We start from the raw sequence: 16,651 nt of genomic DNA, 5'->3' as shown, positions 1-16,651 counted from the left end.
CTCAAACCGTTCCAGGGGGAAGAAAAACCATGGCACCCAGGGGTTATGAGATCGGCGGCGATCTCGAGGCGCACGCCCGTCAGCTCGACGGGATCGCCGACGGGCTGAAGCAGGCTGTCGACGCGGCGAACCAGGTCAGCATGCCGACCGACGCGTACGGCATCCTCTGCCAGCCGTTCCGGATGATGCTCGACCCGGTCGAGAACTACGGGATCAACGCGCTGGAGAACACCGTCACGGCGATGGACGCGCAGGCGCAGAAGGTGCGCGACGCGGCGAAGGCGTACGACAGCTACGAAGGCGAAGCCGCCGGTTCGATGAAGGCGAGCGACTGATGCCCGAAGGAAATCCGCTGGTCGCAGAGTCCAAAAAGGACGGCGACGGCCCCGGGCCCTTCACCGAGGGCAACGGCGATTACGGCTACGCCACCGGCATCAACATCGCCGAATCGGCGACCGACGCGTTCAAGGGCATCGCGGACGGCGACTGGGTTTCCGGCGGCCTCGGCGTCGCGAGCCTCGCCGGCGAGATCGCGGGCGCGGCGATCGACCCGTTCGGCTACCTGATGTCGTCGGTGGCGTCGTTCCTGATGGAGCACGTGCAGCCGCTGAAGGACATGCTGGATTCGGTCGCGGGCAACCCGCCGGTGATCCAGTCCTATGCCGACACCTGGGGCAACGTCGCGAAGGCGTTGCAGGAACGGCAGAAAGACCTCGAGAACGCGGTCAAGACCGGCACCGCGGAGTGGAAGGGCGACGGCGCGGACGCCTATCGGAAGTCCGCGGCGGAGGCGGCCGAGGCGATCGGCGGCGCGGCGACGGTCGCGAGCGCGATCGGCACCGTCACCATGATCATGGGCCAGGTCGTCGCGTTCGTGCGCGGCCTGGTGCGCCAGCTCATCGCGGACCTGGTGGGCAAGCTGATCTCCTGGGTCATGGAGGAGGTGTTCTCGCTCGGGTTCGGGACGCCGCTGGTGGTCGCGCAGGCCGTCACGGCGATCTCCAAGTGGGGCGAGAAGATCAGCGAGCTGCTGACGAAGCTGTGCGAGACGATGCGCCGCGTCTCGCCGCTGCTCGGCAAGCTCGCCGAGGTGTTCACGAAGATCATCAAGGTGCTGGGCAAGCTGGCGGGCAAGGTCACCGGCCTCGACGTCATCAGCACGAAGAACATCAAGGCGGGCGGCTTCTTCCACCGCGGCGGTTCCGGCGGCGGTGCGGGCGGTTCCGGCGGCGGGCACCACACCGGATCCGGCGACGGGGACGTGGATCCCGGTTCGCCGTCCGGTTCGCGTCGCTCCAACGGGTCGGACAGCGCCGACGGCGACGGTCCGAACGGCAGCCACAACGGTTCGGACGGTTCCGACGCACCCGGCGACCACGCGGGCGATTCGGGCAGCCCCAACGGATCCGACAGTCCGAGCAGCGACAGCCCGTCGTCGGGCGACTCGCATTCGTCGTCGCCGGACGGCACCGGACCGTCCGCAATAGACACTGCGACATCGTCTTCCCGGCGCGGTTCCGACAGTACTGGCGGGAGCCACACCGACTCCAGCCCGTCGACGTTCGCCGGCGATGCGAGCCCGACGTCGCGCGGCGGAAGCAGTCCCTCGGACAGTTCTTACTCGCCGCAAAGCTCTTCGCACAGCGATGGCCCGTCCTCGGTCAGCGCGCCGCCCAGCTCTCCGCACTCCGGCGGGGCACCGCACTCGTCATCGGGCGGCGGCACGCATTCCGGTGGCACCGAGCCGAGCCCGCATCACTCGAGCAGCAACGATTCGACGTCGGCGAGCGGGTACGCGCCACCTCGCGCGGACGCTCCCTCGCCGCAATCCGCTCCCCCGCAGCACATCCGCTCGAACGACGGCGGCGGTTCGACACCGAACCAGAGTCCGGCGGGCGGCGGAATTCCGCAGCAGGGTGGCGGCGGCAGCCCGACCAGCGCTCCGGCCAGCGGCGGCAGCCCGTCGCCTCGGCCCAGCGGCAGCGGCTGGACCGGGACGCCCGGGTCGCGGGCTCCTGAGGTGCCGAACCGGGTTCCGGACAGCGGCCCTTCCGGTCGGCGGCCGAGCGGTGGCCCGAGCCCGGCGGACGGTGGCGGGCCGAGCCGTACTCCGGACCGCTCCGGTCCTGGGCCGCAGCGGCCTTCGGATGGCGGCTCGACGCCGCCGCAGCGCACTGGCGACGGCGGGTCCAGTCGGCCTGCGGACGGTGGTTCTGCACCGCGTACCGGCGACGGTGGGTCGACGCCGCGCACTGGCGATTCCACTGGTGGCGGCGGTTCTTCGCCGCAGCGTCCGGCGGATTCGTCGAGCAGCGGTCCGCAGCGTCCCGGCGACGGCGGCGATGTCGGACAGCCCAAACGGCCCGGTACGGAACCGGGTCTCGGTCGTTCGGAACCAGCACCGGCGTCCGGCGGCGGATCGCCCTCGTCGACGAGCCGCGGGTCCGGCGACGGTTCCGCACCTCCGGCCGCGGCGGCTGTCGCGACCGGTCCCGGTGGCGCCCAGCGCGGACCGGAGGCAGGCGGCGCACGGCGTCCCGACGGCTCCCCCGAGCCCGTCGCACGCGGCGGTGCCCGTACTGACGCGCCGCCCGCCAAGCCTGGCGAAGCCAACAGTCCACAACGGACGGGGAAGGAATCCCCGGCCCAGAACGGCAAACCGAACGCCGAGGAGCCGGGGAAGCCGAAGGACGGCGGCAAGCCCGAGAAGACTGCCCCGGACAAGAAGCCCGGGCAGCACGAAGACGCGAAAGACAAGCCGGGCAACGACAAGTCCGACCACAAACCGGATCGCGACGCGCCCGAACGCAAGCCGGAGCACGCCGACCCGGAGCCCAAACCTGAGCACCAGGACCCGAAGCACCACGATTCGGACGGGTCGAACCACCACGACGACACCGACGGCACCTCGCCGCACCACGACGAGCCGCTGTCGCCGGACGAGGTCAACCACCGGCACGCCGAGGACACTCCGGCGGGCAGTTCGTACCACCGCGGCGACCCGGAACTCGGCGATCTGCCGCACCGCGTCCAGCCGGACCCGGACGGGCGCTACACGGTGGACGTGCACGTCACGGCGGACGGCCACGCCCGCATCGGCGACCGGCTGTACACGCCGGAAGAGTTCGCGGACGTCCTGCGGCGCAACGGAAACTACGACGGCAGGCCGATCCGGCTGATCGGCTGCGACGCGGGGTCGAACGATTTCGCGCACCGGCTGTCGCGCGACCTCGACACCGAGGTGCTGGCCCCGAGCAAGCCGGCGTGGACCGATTCGAACGGCCGGGTCTTCTCCTCCGCCTACGAAATCGGCCCGGACGGACGGATGCGGCCGCGGATTCCGCCGGACGGCGAATGGTCGGTGCACCGCCCGGACGGCACGTCGCACCACGTCGGCGACGACGGTTTCGCCCCGGACGGCAAGCACCACAACCCGGACGACATCGACGCCGACAGCGCCGTCGACCGCGGACAGCCGCCGTTCAACCAGGAACAGCGGGACCAGGACGTGCGCGATCTCCGGCAGGAGAACCGCGACCGCCGCGCCGAGGGTCTCGACGACGTGCGCGAGCTGAACGGCAACCGCAACCCGCTGACTGACGACGTGCGCCGCCCGCACGAACGAGCCCTCACCACGGCGAGGTACCGCGACGCGAACGGCGACACCGTCGATCTCTACAGCTTCAGCGGCAAGTCCCACGACTGGGCTCCGGCGAAGGACGGTCCCGAGTGGCCGAAGTCCGAGCGGCTGTTCGGCACCAAGGACGCCGGTCCGTACCGGCCCGAACTCGGCATGCCGGATCCCGACGGCAAGTTCGGCCGCACCCACGACTCGGAGCCGAAGCTGCTCGAAGAAATGGTGCGGCACAATTTCGCGGCCCGTTCCGGACTCGACCGCGACGAAATCGACGACATCGTCAAGAAGCAAATCGAGAAGTCCCGGCGCGAGGAAGCGGCGTACCTCAAGAACAACCACGAAAACATGTACCGCGAAGGACTTCGCGGCGACACGGCGCGCGCCCGGGACCGAATGGACGGCGCACTCGAGGAAATCAACCGGCGCGGTGCGGAACGCGCGCACCAGAACGGGCAGAGCTACACGCCGGTCACGCGCGAAGACATGAGCGGCGACCTGCGGATGGTGGTGGACCTGCCCTCGACCAAGCGGGACATGATTCCGAACGAGTACCAGATCTGCGACTCCTGTACCGATGTTATCCTTCAGTACAAGCAGCTTTTCCCGAATGTCCGGGTCGAGGTCGTCAACCTCGCCGGTGAAAGGTTGATGTGATGACGGCGTCTCCGGGCGACGGCGCGGAACTGGTTCGCGCGATCTTCGCCGGTGCGGTCGAAGCCGGTTTGCGCGCGGAATCGGTGCGCGGAGCATCCGATGCCGAGATCGACGCGATGGCGGCAGACCAGCGCGCCCGGGCCGTGCCCGCCGCGGCGAGGGAAGTGCTGCGCCTCATCGGCACGACGCACGGACTGTGGCTGCCGGGCAGTTCGCTGGGCGTGGACGCGGTGCGCGGGGAGGCCAAGAACCACGCTGCCGCCACCGCGAACGCGCAGAACGCCGAACTGTCCGATGTGGACGGCGCGCTGGTGCTGGCCGCGCACGGCGGGTACACCTACCACGTGGTCGACGGGGCCGACGCCGATCAGGACGACCCGCAGGTGTGGCTGCTGACCGAAGACGAGCCCGCGCGCGTCGCCTGGCCTTCGGTCAGCGCGTGGTTCAAGGCCATCACGCCGGACGTCGAGCGTTACCGCGAGCGGCTGGAGGTCATGCGCGAGACCGGGTCCGATTTCCTGCCGCCGTGGGCGCAGGACATCGTCGTCGGCGGATGACCGTGCCGCCCGCAGACCAGCGAAGCGGGACCGCTGTTGCCCGGCGTTCGGTCGGCATCGACGTCGCGTGGAAGCAGATCGAGAAGTTGTCGCCGCAGGTGGCCTTCTACTTCGACTACCTCGCGCAGGACACCAGCGCACTGGCGAACGTCGTGCGCCGGGAACTGATGCTCGCGCAGTACCGCACCGTCGTCGACCCGGACGCCGAGGACCCGGACACCTGGGGCGACCTCGGTCTCGCCGCACAGGCCGCGGCCGCCGCTTTCACCGCGGCGTGCGCGCCGGAGGGCCAAGAGGTCGAGGCGGTGGTCGGCCGCCCTCGGCGCTTCGCGGCCACCGGCCCCACGTCGCGCACCGGCCCGGCTGCCTGGCTCACCGCGGCCTGGCTCGCCGTGATCCAGCGGGATGACGTGCTGATCCAGCAGCTGGCGTCGGTACCGCTGGACGTGCTGCGCGCGTCCGGTATCGAGTACGACGCCTATATGTACCCGTGGGTCGAAACGCTGCAGGCGTTCCTCGCGCACCGCGAGGTCACCCCGGAGATGTTCCTGCCCGCGATGGACGGCACCGACCCCGACACCGCGCGGTTCACTCCTCCGGCGGCGATGCTGCAGCTCGTGTACCCGCCGATCCGGATGTTCTATTACGTGCTGCGCCGGGACTCGGAGAAGTTCGCCGAGGCGTTCGTCTCCGCGCTGGAGCGGCACCGCGAGTACTGGACCGCCGAGGACCGCGCCACCGATCCGGACGGGTTCCTCGCGCTGGCCGCGCTGGCGGTCGCGGTGCTCGCCCGTTCGGTCGGGATGACGTTCGACGTGCAGTCCGGTTACACGCCGGCCAACCTGCTCGCGGGCATTCTCCCGCCGCGGAACGGTTGATCGAAATGAAGCGTTCGCCCGGTGAGGAGCCGCTGAACTCATGACCCGGCCACCGGTGCCGCTCACCGCAGCCCAGCAGCAGGAGCTCGTCCAGCAAATCGGCCAGGCGGCCGCGGCCGCGCTGCCCGCGGGCTGGCAGCAGCTCCAGGCAGTCTGCCGCGCCGCGGGAAGGCACGTCGAAGTCGACGTCTCCGTGCTCGCCCCGGACAACCGGACTTATCCGGTCCAGCCGCATCCAGACCTGCTGCGGCTGTTCGGCGTGCTGCGCACCGGGATGTACCAGCCGGGCCGCGGCACGTGGCTGACCGCGACCCTGGTGTTTTCGCCGCAGCGGCCGCCGTTCACGGACTATCAGCCGGACGTCGAACCGCGGTGGCGGCAGGCGCCTCCGCCGATCGGTTTCCAGGACGAGCTGCGGTTCTTCCCGCGCGAGGACCAGTTCGTACCGCCGTGGCTGCGGCAGCGGGCCGGTGCGATGCCGCCTCCGGGTGCTGCTCCCGGACAGCCGGTTTCGCCGTCCGTCCCCAGCCCGGCGGCGCCTCCGCCGTTGCCAGGCAACGAAAATCCACCGGCCGCTCCTCCAGCGCAGGCCGTCGAGCCCTCGGTTCCCGCGCTCCCGGTGGACGAGCCCAGCTCGCCCCCGCCGCTGCCCGCGACTCCGCCGCCGCTGCCCGACGAGGGGCAGGCCGCGTCGGCGTCGGCTGGCGACGAGGCGCAGGCCGGGCCCAGCGAGGCCGCGGCGACCGCCCCCGATGCTTCCGAACCGGAAGACGGAGCACCGGCCGAGCCAGAAAAGGCTGCTGCGGAAGCACCGGAAACCGTTGCGTCCGAAGAGGATTCAGCGAGTCCGGCGGTCGAGCTGCGTACTCCGCGGGTCTACGACGGGTTCGACGAGGCGGGAAATCCGGTCGTCGAGCGAGAAGCGTTGCCGGCGGAGGAGCGCGAGCGAGTTCTCGCCTATCTCGACGGCGCGCCGGTCATCCTGGCGTCCCGCAGCAAGGACACCGACGCCTTCGATCCGTCGCGCACGGACGCTGTTCCGCTGAACTTCCGGACCGACGGCAGCTGGGTGTGGCCCGGCGCGGTCGCCTATTACCTGCGTGAGCACGGGATTTCGCCGGATCCGGAGCTGCTCGGGCACATCCGGGCGGCCGGATACGCCGTGCCGGAGGTGGACGAAGCGACGCAGGAACGAATGCTCGATGCGATGGTCAGCATGCCTGCCGAGGAAAGCCGTCCCAGCGAAGCGGAACCGCCTGCGGCTCCGAAGGACCCAGAGCAGCTGTTAAGCGAGATCTCAACGGCCCTCGTCGCCGCGGCTCCGCAAGGATGGCAGCAGATCGTCTTCGACTTCATGACGCTGGGCAGGCACGCGAACCTCGCCTGCGGCGCGCGGATGGCCGACGGGAGCACGCAACAGATTCCCGTCGCGCGAGAGCTGTCGAAGCCGTTGGCTGAACTGCGGCGCGCCAAGTACGTCCAAGGACGCGGCACCTGGTACACGCTCTCGCTGGTCATCGACCTGCCGTCGAACTACCAGGCCAGCTTCAACGAGGACGACGAACCGGCCTTCCACACACCGCCCCGGCCCGAGGATTACGTGCTGGACCAGGAACTTTACCCACGCGAAGAGGATTATCTCCCGCTGTGGTTCAGTGCCCGGCTGCCGGAAAGTCCACAGTAGACTCTTCAGCTGACGATCGTGAACCCCGCGTCGGCGAGCGCGGCCTCGACGTCCTTGCAGTGTTCCGGGCCGCGGGTTTCCAGGGCGAGGGCGACGTCGACCTCGCCGAGGGCGAGGCTGCCGGAGATGCGGGAGTGCTCGACGTCGAGGACGTTCGCGCCCAGGTCCTTCACGCACGACAGCACCGAAACCAGCGAGCCCGGCCGGTCCGGCACGCGCAGGTGCAGCTTCAGGTAGCGCCCGCCCGCGGTCATGCCGTGCTGAATGATCTGCTGCAACAGCACGGGATCCACGTTGCCGCCGGAGAGGATCGCCACCACCGGCGGCTCGAAAGCGCCGGGATGCTGCAAAAGCGCGGCCACTGAAGCGGCCCCGGCCGGTTCGACGACCAGTTTCCGGCGCTCCAGGCACAGCAGCACCGCGCGGGACAGGGATTCCTCGGTGACCGTCACGACGTCGTCGACCAAAGACTCGACGTGCGCGTAGCTGACCTTGCCCGGCTCGCCGACCGCGATCCCGTCCGCCATCGTGTGCACCTCGCGCAACCGGACCGGCGCGCCCGCCGTCAGCGAGGACGGATACGCGGCGGCGTCTTCGGCCTGCACGCCGATCACCCGGATCTCCGGGTGCAACGCCTTCACCGCCGCCGCGACCCCGCCGACCAGCCCGCCGCCGCCGGTCGGCACGAGGATCGTCTTCGCGCCCGGCACCTGCTCGAGAATCTCCAGCCCGACGGTGCCCTGGCCGGCGATGACGTCGGCATGGTCGAACGGATGGATGAAGACCGCACCGGTGCGTTCCGAGAACGCGACGGCCTCGGCAAGGGTTTCGTCGACGACCGCGCCGTGAAGGTGGACCTCCGCACCGTAACCGCGAGTCGCGGCGAGTTTCGGCAGCGGAGCGCGCAGCGGCATGAAGACGGTCGAGGAAATCCCGAGCAGCGACGAGGCCAGCGCGACCCCCTGCGCGTGGTTGCCCGCACTGGCCGCGACGACGCCGCGCGCACGTTCCTCGGCGCTCAGGCCGTGGATGCGGGTGTAGGCGCCGCGGATCTTGAAGGAACCGGTGCGCTGCAGGTTCTCGCACTTGAGATACACCGGGCCGCCGTGCAGCCGGCGCAGGTCACGGGCGTGCTCCATCGGCGTGACGCGGGTGATGCCCTCGAGAAGCTTGCGAGCTTCCTGGATGCGCTCGACGCTGACCAGTTCCATGGCGCCGATGATGCCACCGACGGACGGCCGGGGTGCGCCGCCCGCCGGACCGGTACCCTGATTACGGCAGCCACACATGATCAGGGAGTGCGACCATGGCACGCGCGCAGCACGGGACCACCTCCGGGGCCAAGTCCCGCACCGGTCTGCTGCCGCTCGCCGCGGGCATCCTCTCCGCAGTGGCCCTCACCGGAGCCGCCTTCGCGACCGTCGAAGCGGCCGCCTGCACCGGCCCCGCCCAGTACATCCGGCACGACAACCACATCGAACTGGTCGGCGGCTGCGTGAACGGCAGCGAACTCCCGGCGACGACCGGGACCCGGCAGGCCAATGCGATACCGGAGAACAGCAAGCCCTGACCGGCTGGCTGGGCCGGGCTTCGGTTGGGCTGAGCTTGGGCCGCGGTGGTTCCGCGGGGTTCGGCAGGCGAGGTGGGGAAGCGGTTCGCCAGGCGGCAACGGTTTCGCCGGGTGAGGCGGGAAACGGTTCGCCAGGAGACTACCGCTTCCCCGGATTTGTCAGCCATGGCCGGGAAGCGCTTCGCCCGGCGGCGACGGTTTCGCCGAGTGAGGCGGGAAACGGTTCGCCAGGAGACTACCGCTTCCCCGGATTTGTCAGCCATGGCCGGGAAGCGCTTCGCCCGGCGGCAACGGTTTCGCCGAGTTCGTCGGGCGAGACGGGAAGCCGGGGCGGCGTGATTCGGCCGCTGGAGCAGCTTGACCACGTCAAGCGAGGCAGCCGGAGTCCACGCAGCGGACGACTTCGGCGAAGACGGCCGCGCCTCGCTCTGGAACTGGCCCCCGCCCCGCCAGTTCCCGCGATGGCAGAGGGCAGATATGCGCTGCCGCGCGAGCCCTGGGCACCTGGCTCGGCCAAGCTTCGGCTGAGTTGAGCAGCTGGGGCTGGAGGCGGGCAAGGGTTTCGCCGCAGCCCACTGTTCAGCCAGCGGCCACGCGGCGACCGGCCGAGGCACAAGCCCGGCAAAACCAAGCTCCCCGGCCGTGAACGGGGCACCGGAAACCAGTGCCCCGCCCGAAATCAGCCCAGCGCCTGCGTCAGGTCCGCCACCAAATCGCGCCCGTCCTCGATGCCCACCGAAAGCCGGATCAGGTCTTCCGGAACCTCCAGGGTCGAGCCTGCCGTCGAGGCGTGCGTCATCTTGCCTGGGTGCTCGATCAGGCTCTCGATCCCGCCGAGCGACTCCGCCAGTACGAACAGTTTCGTGCGGGACGCGACTTCCAGCGCCGCAGCCTCGCCGCCCGCGACGCGGAAGGACACCATTCCGCCGAAGCGGCGCATCTGCTTCGCCGCTACCTCGTGGCCGGGGTGTTCCGGGAGGCCCGGGTAGTAGACCTTGGTGACCTTCGGGTGCTTCGCCAGGGTGCGGGCGACCAGGTCGGCGTTGTCGCTGTGCCGTTCCATCCGCAGGGCCAGCGTCTTGAGACCGCGCAGGGTCAGCCACGCGTCGAACGGGCCGGGGACGGCACCCGCGGCGTTGCGCAGGTAGAAGAGCTGCTCGCGCAGTTCGTCCTCGTTGGTGACGACCGCGCCGCCGACGACGTCGGAGTGGCCGCCCAGGTACTTGGTGGTCGAGTGCACCACGATGTCCGCGCCCAGGGCCAGCGGGGTTTGCAGGTACGGCGTGGCGAAGGTGTTGTCCACGACCAGCCGCGCGCCCGCGTCGTGGGCGGCACCGGCCAGTGCGGCGATGTCGGCGACGCCCAGCAGCGGGTTGGTCGGCGACTCGCACCAGATCAGCTTGGTCTCCGGGCGCATCGCGGCCCGGACGTCGTCGATGCGGCTCAGGTCGGCGACCGTGTGCTCGACGCCCCACAGGCTGAGCACCTTGTCGATCAGCCGGAACGTGCCGCCGTACGCGTCGTTGCCCAGAACCAGGTGGTCGCCGGGGCGCAGGACCGTGCGCAGCACCGCGTCGGACGCGGCCATGCCGGACGCGAACGCCAGCGTGTGCCGGGCTCCCTCGAGCGAGGCGAGGGCTTCCTCCAGCGCGGTCCGCGTGGGGTTCGCGGTGCGCGAGTACTCGTAGCCGCCCTCGCGGGTGCCGCCCACGCCGTCCTGGGCGTACGTGGACGTTTGGTAAATCGGCACGATGACGGCACCCGTGCGGGGATCGGGCTGCTGCCCGGCGTGGATCGCGCGTGTTTCAAAACCCAGGACGGAGTAGTCGTCGGCCATGGTTCCCAGGGTACGGGGCACCCCCGACAATCCCATCAGCTGGGAGGCAACTCACCATGCGGGAGAGGCTGCCGGTACAAACCCGCACCGGCAGCCCCGCGGTCACCAGCCCTGCGGAGCCGGGTAGCCGCCCTGTGCCGGGGCGCCCGGGCGGTAGTTGACCCAGTCGGCGGTCGGCTTCACGATCGCCAGCACCAGGGTCGCGACCGGCGGGATCAGCGCGATCAGCGAACTGCCGATGCCCGCGCCCATCAGCCGCGCGCTGCCGGAGTACCCCGCGGTCAGGACCCCGGCCATGATGAGGCCGAAGGCGGTGAACGCGATCACCAGCCCGCAGCCGATGATCGTGCACAGGCGGGCGGCGGGCTTGTGCAGGAACAGGCCGATGCCGCCGAAGAGCAGCAGGCCGACGATCACCGCGTATACGACGGCCGACAGGTAGAGCTGCCAGACCGTGACGTGGACAGACGAGATCGCGACGACCGAGACGATGACCGAGATGATCGCGAAAATGCCGCCGATGATCGCGAGGATCCCCGCGATGATCGCGGTCGCGCCGTTCGGCTTCTGCTGGTAAACGCCAGGTCCGCCCGGGTAGGCCGGGTACGGCTGACCCGCGGCGGGAGGAGCGAACGGCTGCTGCGGGGCGCCTGGGTACGGCTGGGCCGGCGTCGGCTGGCTCGCCGGATACGGCTGCCCGGGGAACGGGCCGCTCTGCGGCTGCTGGGGCTGACCCTGCGGGTTCTGGGGGTAGGTCACGGGGAGTCCTCGGTGCATCTGGTCCCGCCGGGCGGCGGGCGGAGTGCCTGTATCGTGCCAGGTCCGTCCCCTTTTCGGGGCGGATTTACCACTGTCGCGAGGGTGACGAAGCAGGCACCGCGGGTACGCGGTACCGCAGGTAGCCGAACGTCCGCGGCAGCCCGGCCAGCACGAGCACCAGCAGCACCGCGGCCGCGAGCGCGACGCGATCGAGCGCGGCGAAATTCTCGAACCGCAGCAGCGTCCGGAAGTACTGGACGTACGCCGGGGAACCGCTCAGCGCGGGTTCCAGCAGCAGCGCACCGAGGGCGAGCAACGCGCCCGCGATCAGCAATACCGCACCGGCTGTCGCGCGGAAAAAGGTCGCGATCGCGCCGATCAGCAAGACCAGAGAAGCGGCCAGGTACGCGGCGAGATCGGCGAGTGTCAGCGGCGAGAGATCGCCGAGGCTGAATCCGGAAGGAATGTCGAGGAACAGCCTTGCCGGAAGGTAGCCGGACGTCGCCGCGGCGACGAGTCCGAACAGTCCCGCCGCGATCGCGGTGCTCCCGTTCGGCCGGTACGGAGCCGGTTCCGCCAAGGAGGATTCCCGTTCCCGCTGCCGTGCCGGAAGTCCGTGCAGGCCGCTCACGGCAGGTCCCCCTCGGGCTGGGAAAGCGATTCGGACGGCGCTCACCCTAGCCCGGAAACGCACCGTTGGGGACCGGCGCGAGCGCATGTGCGCCGCAATTCCCCCGGCTGCCGGAACCGTCGGGAAAAGCCCACCAGCTCCGCGCGAATCCCGCGAAAAACGGACTGGAAACGACGAAGGGCGCCGCCGTCGGAAGACGGAGGCGCCCTTCGCGGAGATTCAGCGAGTCACCACTGCTGCGGCGGCTGCTGGCCCGGCTGGCCGTAGCCCGGAGGGGGCTGCTGCCCGCCCGGCGGCGGGTACTGGCCCGGCTGGCCGAAACCGCCCGGCTGCTGCGGCGGCTGGCCGTAGCCCGGCTGCTGGCCCGGCTGGCCGTAACCGGGAGGCGGCTGCTGCCCGAAGCCCGGCTGCGGGTTCGCACCGCTGCCCGGGTTCGGACCGCCCGGCTGCGGGAAGCCCCCGCTGCTGGGGTTCGGTCCGCCGGGCGGCGGGAAACCGCCTGCCTGCGGCTGGCCGAAGCCCGGCTGTCCGCCGCCGAAACCGCCCGGCTGCTGCGGGCCGCCAGGACCGCCGGGGCCGCCCGAGGACGAACCGAGGCCGACGTACTGCGAGGTCGCCGGGATGATCGCGACCACGCCGATGATCAGGATGATGATGCCGAGGATCAGCGTCAGCATGCCGCCGCCGCTCGTCGCGCTGGACGAGGCGCCGCCGTACTTGCTGGCGAAGGAGCTGCTGACCGAGGTCCCGGACTTCGCCAGGATCGAGAACAGCAGCAACAGCACGCCGCCGACCAGCACGCCGATCGGAGCGAGCTTGCGCATCACGGCCGCGCGCGAGGCGAGAGCCAGCGCGACGCCGCCCGCCAGCGCGACCACCGCGCCGACCAGGATCATGATCACGTAGAACAGCAGCGTGCCCGGCGCGGCGAGGCCGGCCTCGTCGAACAGCTTCTGGTACCGGCTCGAGCTTTCGTACAGCTTCGAGTAGTCGCTGGTGTCGCTCATGTAGCTGAACGAAACGATCAGCGCGATCAGGCCGAGCACCGCGGTGACGCCGCCGGCGATGTAGCCGTACAGCGCGTTCCCGCCGCCCGCGGACGGCGCGGCGGACGCGCCGAACGGGGCGGGCTGGCCGAAGCCCGGCTGACCCGGCTGCCCGGGCTGGCCGAACGCGCCCTGCGGCGGGGCGCCGAAGCCGCCCTGGTCGAACCCGCCCGGCTGGCCGAAGCCCTGCGGCGGCTGACCAGGCTGACCCGGTTGGCCCGGCTGCCCGGGCTGACCCGGCTGTCCGAAGCCCTGCGGGGCGCCGAACCCGGCGACCGCGGCCGGGTTGTCCGCCGCGCTCGGCGGCGGGGCGTACGGGATGTTCTGCGGCTGCTGGCTCGGCGGGACCAGCTGCGTCGACTCGGCGTTGCCCTCGGCGCTCACGGGGTTGACCACCTGGGTGGCGTTCGAGTCAGCCGGCTGTCCCGGCTGCACGACCTGCGTCGGTTCCGGGGTGTCGCCGAAGGTGCCGCCGCCCTGAGCGGGCTGCTGCGGCTGGCCCGGCTGGACCACCTGGGTCGGCTCCGACGCGCCGAAGGGACTGTCCTGCTGCGGTGTAGGACCACTCGACGGGCCCTGCGGCGGCTGCTGGCCGCCGTCCCAGGGCTGGTTCGGTGGCTGCGGAGCACTCATGTGGGTCTTGAACCCCCTTGACGAGGACGCGAAAAAGTTCTATTCGGCCGTAACGCTATCGGATGCCCGGCCGGGACGCGCGCAGACGCCCCGGCCGGCCTCCGTGAGCTTGCGCCTATCGGCCCGCGAGGAACGCGAGCAGATCGTGCCTGGTGACGACGCCCGCCGGCTTGCCGTCCATCAGCACCAGCGCGCCGTCGGCCCCTTCGAGCGCCTTCATCGCGGCGCTCACCTGCTCGCCCGCCCCGATCGTGGGCAGCGGCGGCGACATGTGCGTCTCCAGCCGGTCGGCCAGCTGGGCCTTGCCGGTGAACAGCGCGTCGAGCAGGTCGCGTTCGTTCACCGCACCGACCACCTCGGCGGCCATCACCGGCGGTTCGGCGCTGACCACGGGCATCTGGCTCACGCCGAATTCCGACAGGATGGCCACCGCCTCGGCGACCGTCTCGTTCGGATGCGAGTGCACGAGGCTGGGCAGCGCGCCGGACTTGCGGGTGAGCACGTCGCCGACCGTCCCGCCGGAGGAATCCGGCGGGAGGAAGCCGTAGGACGACATCCAGGCGTCGTTGAACACCTTGGTGAGGTAGCCGCGGCCGCCGTCGGGCAGCAGCACGACCACGACGTCGTCCTCGGTCAGCCCCTCGGCCAGCTTCAGCGCGGCGGCCACGGCCATCCCGCACGAACCGCCGACGAGCAGGCCCTCCTCGGTCGCGAGCCGGCGCGTGGTCTCGAACGAGTGCGCGTCGCTGACCGGGATGATCTGGTCCGCGACGTTCCGGTCGTAGGTCTCCGGCCAGAAGTCCTCGCCGACGCCCTCGACCAGGTACGGCCTGCCGGTGCCGCCGGAATACACCGAGCCCTCGGGATCAGCGCCGACGACCTGGACGCGGCCGTCGCTGACCTCCTTCAGGTATTTGCCGGTGCCGGAGATCGTGCCGCCGGTGCCGACGCCCGCGACGAAGTGGGTGATCTTGCCGTCGGTCTGCCGCCAGAGCTCCGGGCCGGTGGAGTGGTAGTGGCTGGCCGGGTTCTCCGGGTTGGCGTACTGGTTGGGCTTCCAGGCTCCCTCGATCTCGCGCACGAGCCGGTCGGACACGTTGTAGTAGGAGTCGGGGTGCTCGGGCGCGACCGCGGTGGGGCACACGACGACGCGGGCGCCGTACGCGCGCAGCACGTTGCGCTTGTCTTCGCTCACCTTGTCCGGGCAGACGAACACGCACTGGTAGCCCTTGCGCTGGGCGACCATGGCGAGCCCGACCCCGGTGTTGCCCGAGGTGGGCTCCACGATCGTGCCGCCCGGGCGCAGCTCTCCGGAGGCCTCGGCGGCCTCGATCATCCGCAGCGCGATTCGGTCCTTCACGCTGCCGCCCGGGTTGACGTACTCGACCTTGGCGAGCACGAGCGGCTTGAGCCCCCGGGTAAGCGAATTCAGCTTGACCAGCGGGGTGTTGCCCACGAGGTCCACGATGTGTTCTGCGTACTCCACGCGACCAGCCTAAACAGCCGGACCCATGACCGGCCAGCGCGGGACCGGCAGGCGGTCTCCGGGTGCGCGTCGGGGCCACGGGCGGCGCCAGGCGAGGTCAGGCCTCCCCGGCGCGGACCTCAGGCAGCCACCAAGCCGCGCGTCGACACCGGGGCGGGCCCGAGGGCCGCCGCACGCCGATCCGTGATCCCGTCCCGGAGATCCGTCCCGGCCCGCAGTGCCAAGCAGTACCGCTTAAGGGCCACCATGTCCGGTTCACCTCCTGGTTGGGATTCCTCTTCTTGTTGACTCTTCACGAATCCTAGTGGTTCCGCGGTTATTCCGGAACACCCGAAGGAACCAGCCGGAGCCAGCCGTCGTCGCCGGGTTCTTCGGTCCAGCCGGGCGGCCAGGAGCGTTTGTAGCCGGGCTTCGCGAGCGCGCCGGCCAGCCCGGCCTCCGAGTGCACTCCGAATTCCGCGTGCTTCTCGAACTGCGCGCCGCGGAATACGTCGCGGTCGCCGCCGAGGACAGCGCCGCGGAAGTCCGCGCGTTCGCGGAACACCGCCTCGTGGAAATCGGCTTTGGTGCGGAATTCGGTGCCGCGGAAGGTCGCGAATTCCTCGAATTTCGTCTGGTAGCACACGATGGAACGGATTTTGCAGTGCGTGAGGGTCAGCGCGATGAGCCTGGCTCCGGAGAAGTCGAGGTCGATGTCCGGCCAGTACGACCCGTTCGGCTCCTCGCCGCCGCCAGGACGCAGGTGCAACATCAGGATCCGCTGCGCGGCCTTGCGGACCTGCACCTCTTCGTCCGTGCCGTCCAGCGGCATCCGCAGGTACGCGCAGAGGACGTTGACGATGGTCTGCCGCTGGTCCGCGTGGCTCTGCGCGAGCCGTTCGAGCGCGTACAGACCGGCCAGCCGGACCGGGGCCTTGTCGCTGCCGAGCTGGTCGGCGGCCTTGCCGTACATGTCGGTGATCCGGCGCTGGGTCGCGTCGTGGTCCTTCTGTTCCAGATCCAGTTCGGCGGACCGCTGCCGTCGCGCGGCGAGCAGGAGCGCGGCCGCGCCACCGGTCCCGACGACGATGCTGGAGGCTGTGCGCAGCGCGTCGAGCCGCGACGAATCGGCCGGGGTCCCGCCGCCGAGCAGCCACAGCAGCAACGCCGCCGCGACGGCCGCGAGCAGCACGATGCCGGTCCCCCACCACGCGATCGTGCGGGTGGACAACACCCGGTTGCGCTCTGTCACGGCAGAAATCCTCCCACGGGCGCAAGGTGGTCCATGTCGCCTTCGGCT

Annotated in this window: 12 protein-coding genes and 1 pseudogene; 6 read left to right on the top strand and 7 right to left on the bottom strand. The window is 70.6% G+C overall.

Annotated features, from left to right (window positions below):
• Nucleotides 1-29: 29 nt before the first annotated feature.
• The 5 genes and pseudogenes from H4281_RS06395 to H4281_RS06375 all read left to right on the top strand — a co-directional run.
• The gene (locus tag H4281_RS06395) at nucleotides 30-335 is read left to right on the top strand and encodes a type VII secretion target (RefSeq protein ID WP_116206174.1); all 306 of its coding nucleotides are present in this window, start codon (nucleotides 30-32) and stop codon (nucleotides 333-335) included.
• On the top strand, nucleotides 335-4,291 hold the full coding sequence (locus H4281_RS06390; protein WP_182889925.1) for a DUF8616 domain-containing protein: 3,957 nt from the start codon (nucleotides 335-337) through the stop codon (nucleotides 4,289-4,291). The genes H4281_RS06395 and H4281_RS06390 overlap by 1 nt, the downstream gene beginning before the upstream one ends.
• Nucleotides 4,291-4,848 carry a hypothetical protein gene (locus tag H4281_RS06385; RefSeq protein WP_182889924.1) on the top strand — a complete coding sequence of 186 codons (558 nt, stop codon included), beginning with the start codon at nucleotides 4,291-4,293 and terminating at the stop codon, nucleotides 4,846-4,848. Before H4281_RS06390 ends, H4281_RS06385 begins: the two co-directional genes overlap by 1 nt.
• Nucleotides 4,818-5,726, top strand: coding sequence for an immunity 49 family protein (locus tag H4281_RS06380; protein ID WP_312872066.1), 909 nt, complete (start codon nucleotides 4,818-4,820; stop codon nucleotides 5,724-5,726). The genes H4281_RS06385 and H4281_RS06380 overlap by 31 nt, the downstream gene beginning before the upstream one ends.
• An 856-nt stretch (nucleotides 5,727-6,582) precedes the next feature.
• Nucleotides 6,583-6,936 (top strand): annotated as a pseudogene (locus H4281_RS06375) (ferredoxin); the annotation flags it as partial.
• Nucleotides 6,937-7,415: 479 nt separating this feature from the next.
• Here H4281_RS06375 and ilvA read toward each other — a convergent pair.
• Nucleotides 7,416-8,621 carry a threonine ammonia-lyase gene (gene ilvA / locus H4281_RS06370; protein WP_182889923.1) on the bottom strand — a complete coding sequence of 402 codons (1,206 nt, stop codon included), beginning with the start codon at nucleotides 8,619-8,621 and terminating at the stop codon, nucleotides 7,416-7,418.
• Between the two features lie 95 nt (nucleotides 8,622-8,716).
• On the opposite strand from ilvA, the gene H4281_RS06365 reads away from it, so the two are divergent.
• Complete coding sequence (locus H4281_RS06365; protein ID WP_182889922.1) at nucleotides 8,717-8,980, top strand: hypothetical protein; 264 nt, start codon at nucleotides 8,717-8,719, stop codon at nucleotides 8,978-8,980.
• A 679-nt stretch (nucleotides 8,981-9,659) separates the two neighbouring features.
• Here the strand turns inward: H4281_RS06365 and H4281_RS06360 are convergent.
• The 6 genes from H4281_RS06360 to H4281_RS06335 all read right to left on the bottom strand — a co-directional run bounded on the left by H4281_RS06360 (nucleotide 9,660) and on the right by H4281_RS06335 (nucleotide 16,603).
• Complete coding sequence (locus H4281_RS06360) at nucleotides 9,660-10,817, bottom strand: cystathionine gamma-synthase (protein WP_043828077.1); 1,158 nt, start codon at nucleotides 10,815-10,817, stop codon at nucleotides 9,660-9,662.
• 102 nt (nucleotides 10,818-10,919) lie between these two features.
• Entirely contained in the window at nucleotides 10,920-11,576 is a 657-nt protein-coding gene (locus tag H4281_RS06355; RefSeq protein WP_182889921.1) for a hypothetical protein, read from the bottom strand.
• A gap of 85 nt (nucleotides 11,577-11,661) precedes the next feature.
• A complete protein-coding gene (locus tag H4281_RS06350) occupies nucleotides 11,662-12,207 on the bottom strand; it encodes a hypothetical protein (protein ID WP_237597213.1) in 546 nt (181 codons plus the stop codon).
• Between the two features lie 227 nt (nucleotides 12,208-12,434).
• Nucleotides 12,435-13,886, bottom strand: a complete 1,452-nt coding sequence (locus H4281_RS06345; RefSeq protein WP_182889920.1) for a hypothetical protein — start codon at nucleotides 13,884-13,886, stop codon at nucleotides 12,435-12,437.
• A 115-nt stretch (nucleotides 13,887-14,001) separates the two neighbouring features.
• On the bottom strand, nucleotides 14,002-15,372 hold the full coding sequence (locus H4281_RS06340) for a cystathionine beta-synthase (protein WP_182889919.1): 1,371 nt from the start codon (nucleotides 15,370-15,372) through the stop codon (nucleotides 14,002-14,004).
• 316 nt (nucleotides 15,373-15,688) lie between these two features.
• A complete protein-coding gene (locus tag H4281_RS06335; RefSeq protein WP_182889918.1) occupies nucleotides 15,689-16,603 on the bottom strand; it encodes a pentapeptide repeat-containing protein in 915 nt (304 codons plus the stop codon).
• Between the last annotated feature and the right edge of the window lie 48 nt (nucleotides 16,604-16,651).

It is taken from the genome of Amycolatopsis dendrobii (genome assembly GCF_014145675.1).
In the GTDB taxonomy this organism is placed as follows: Bacteria; Actinomycetota; Actinomycetes; order Mycobacteriales; family Pseudonocardiaceae; genus Amycolatopsis; species Amycolatopsis dendrobii.
This window is presented reverse-complemented; position numbering and strand designations above follow the sequence as displayed.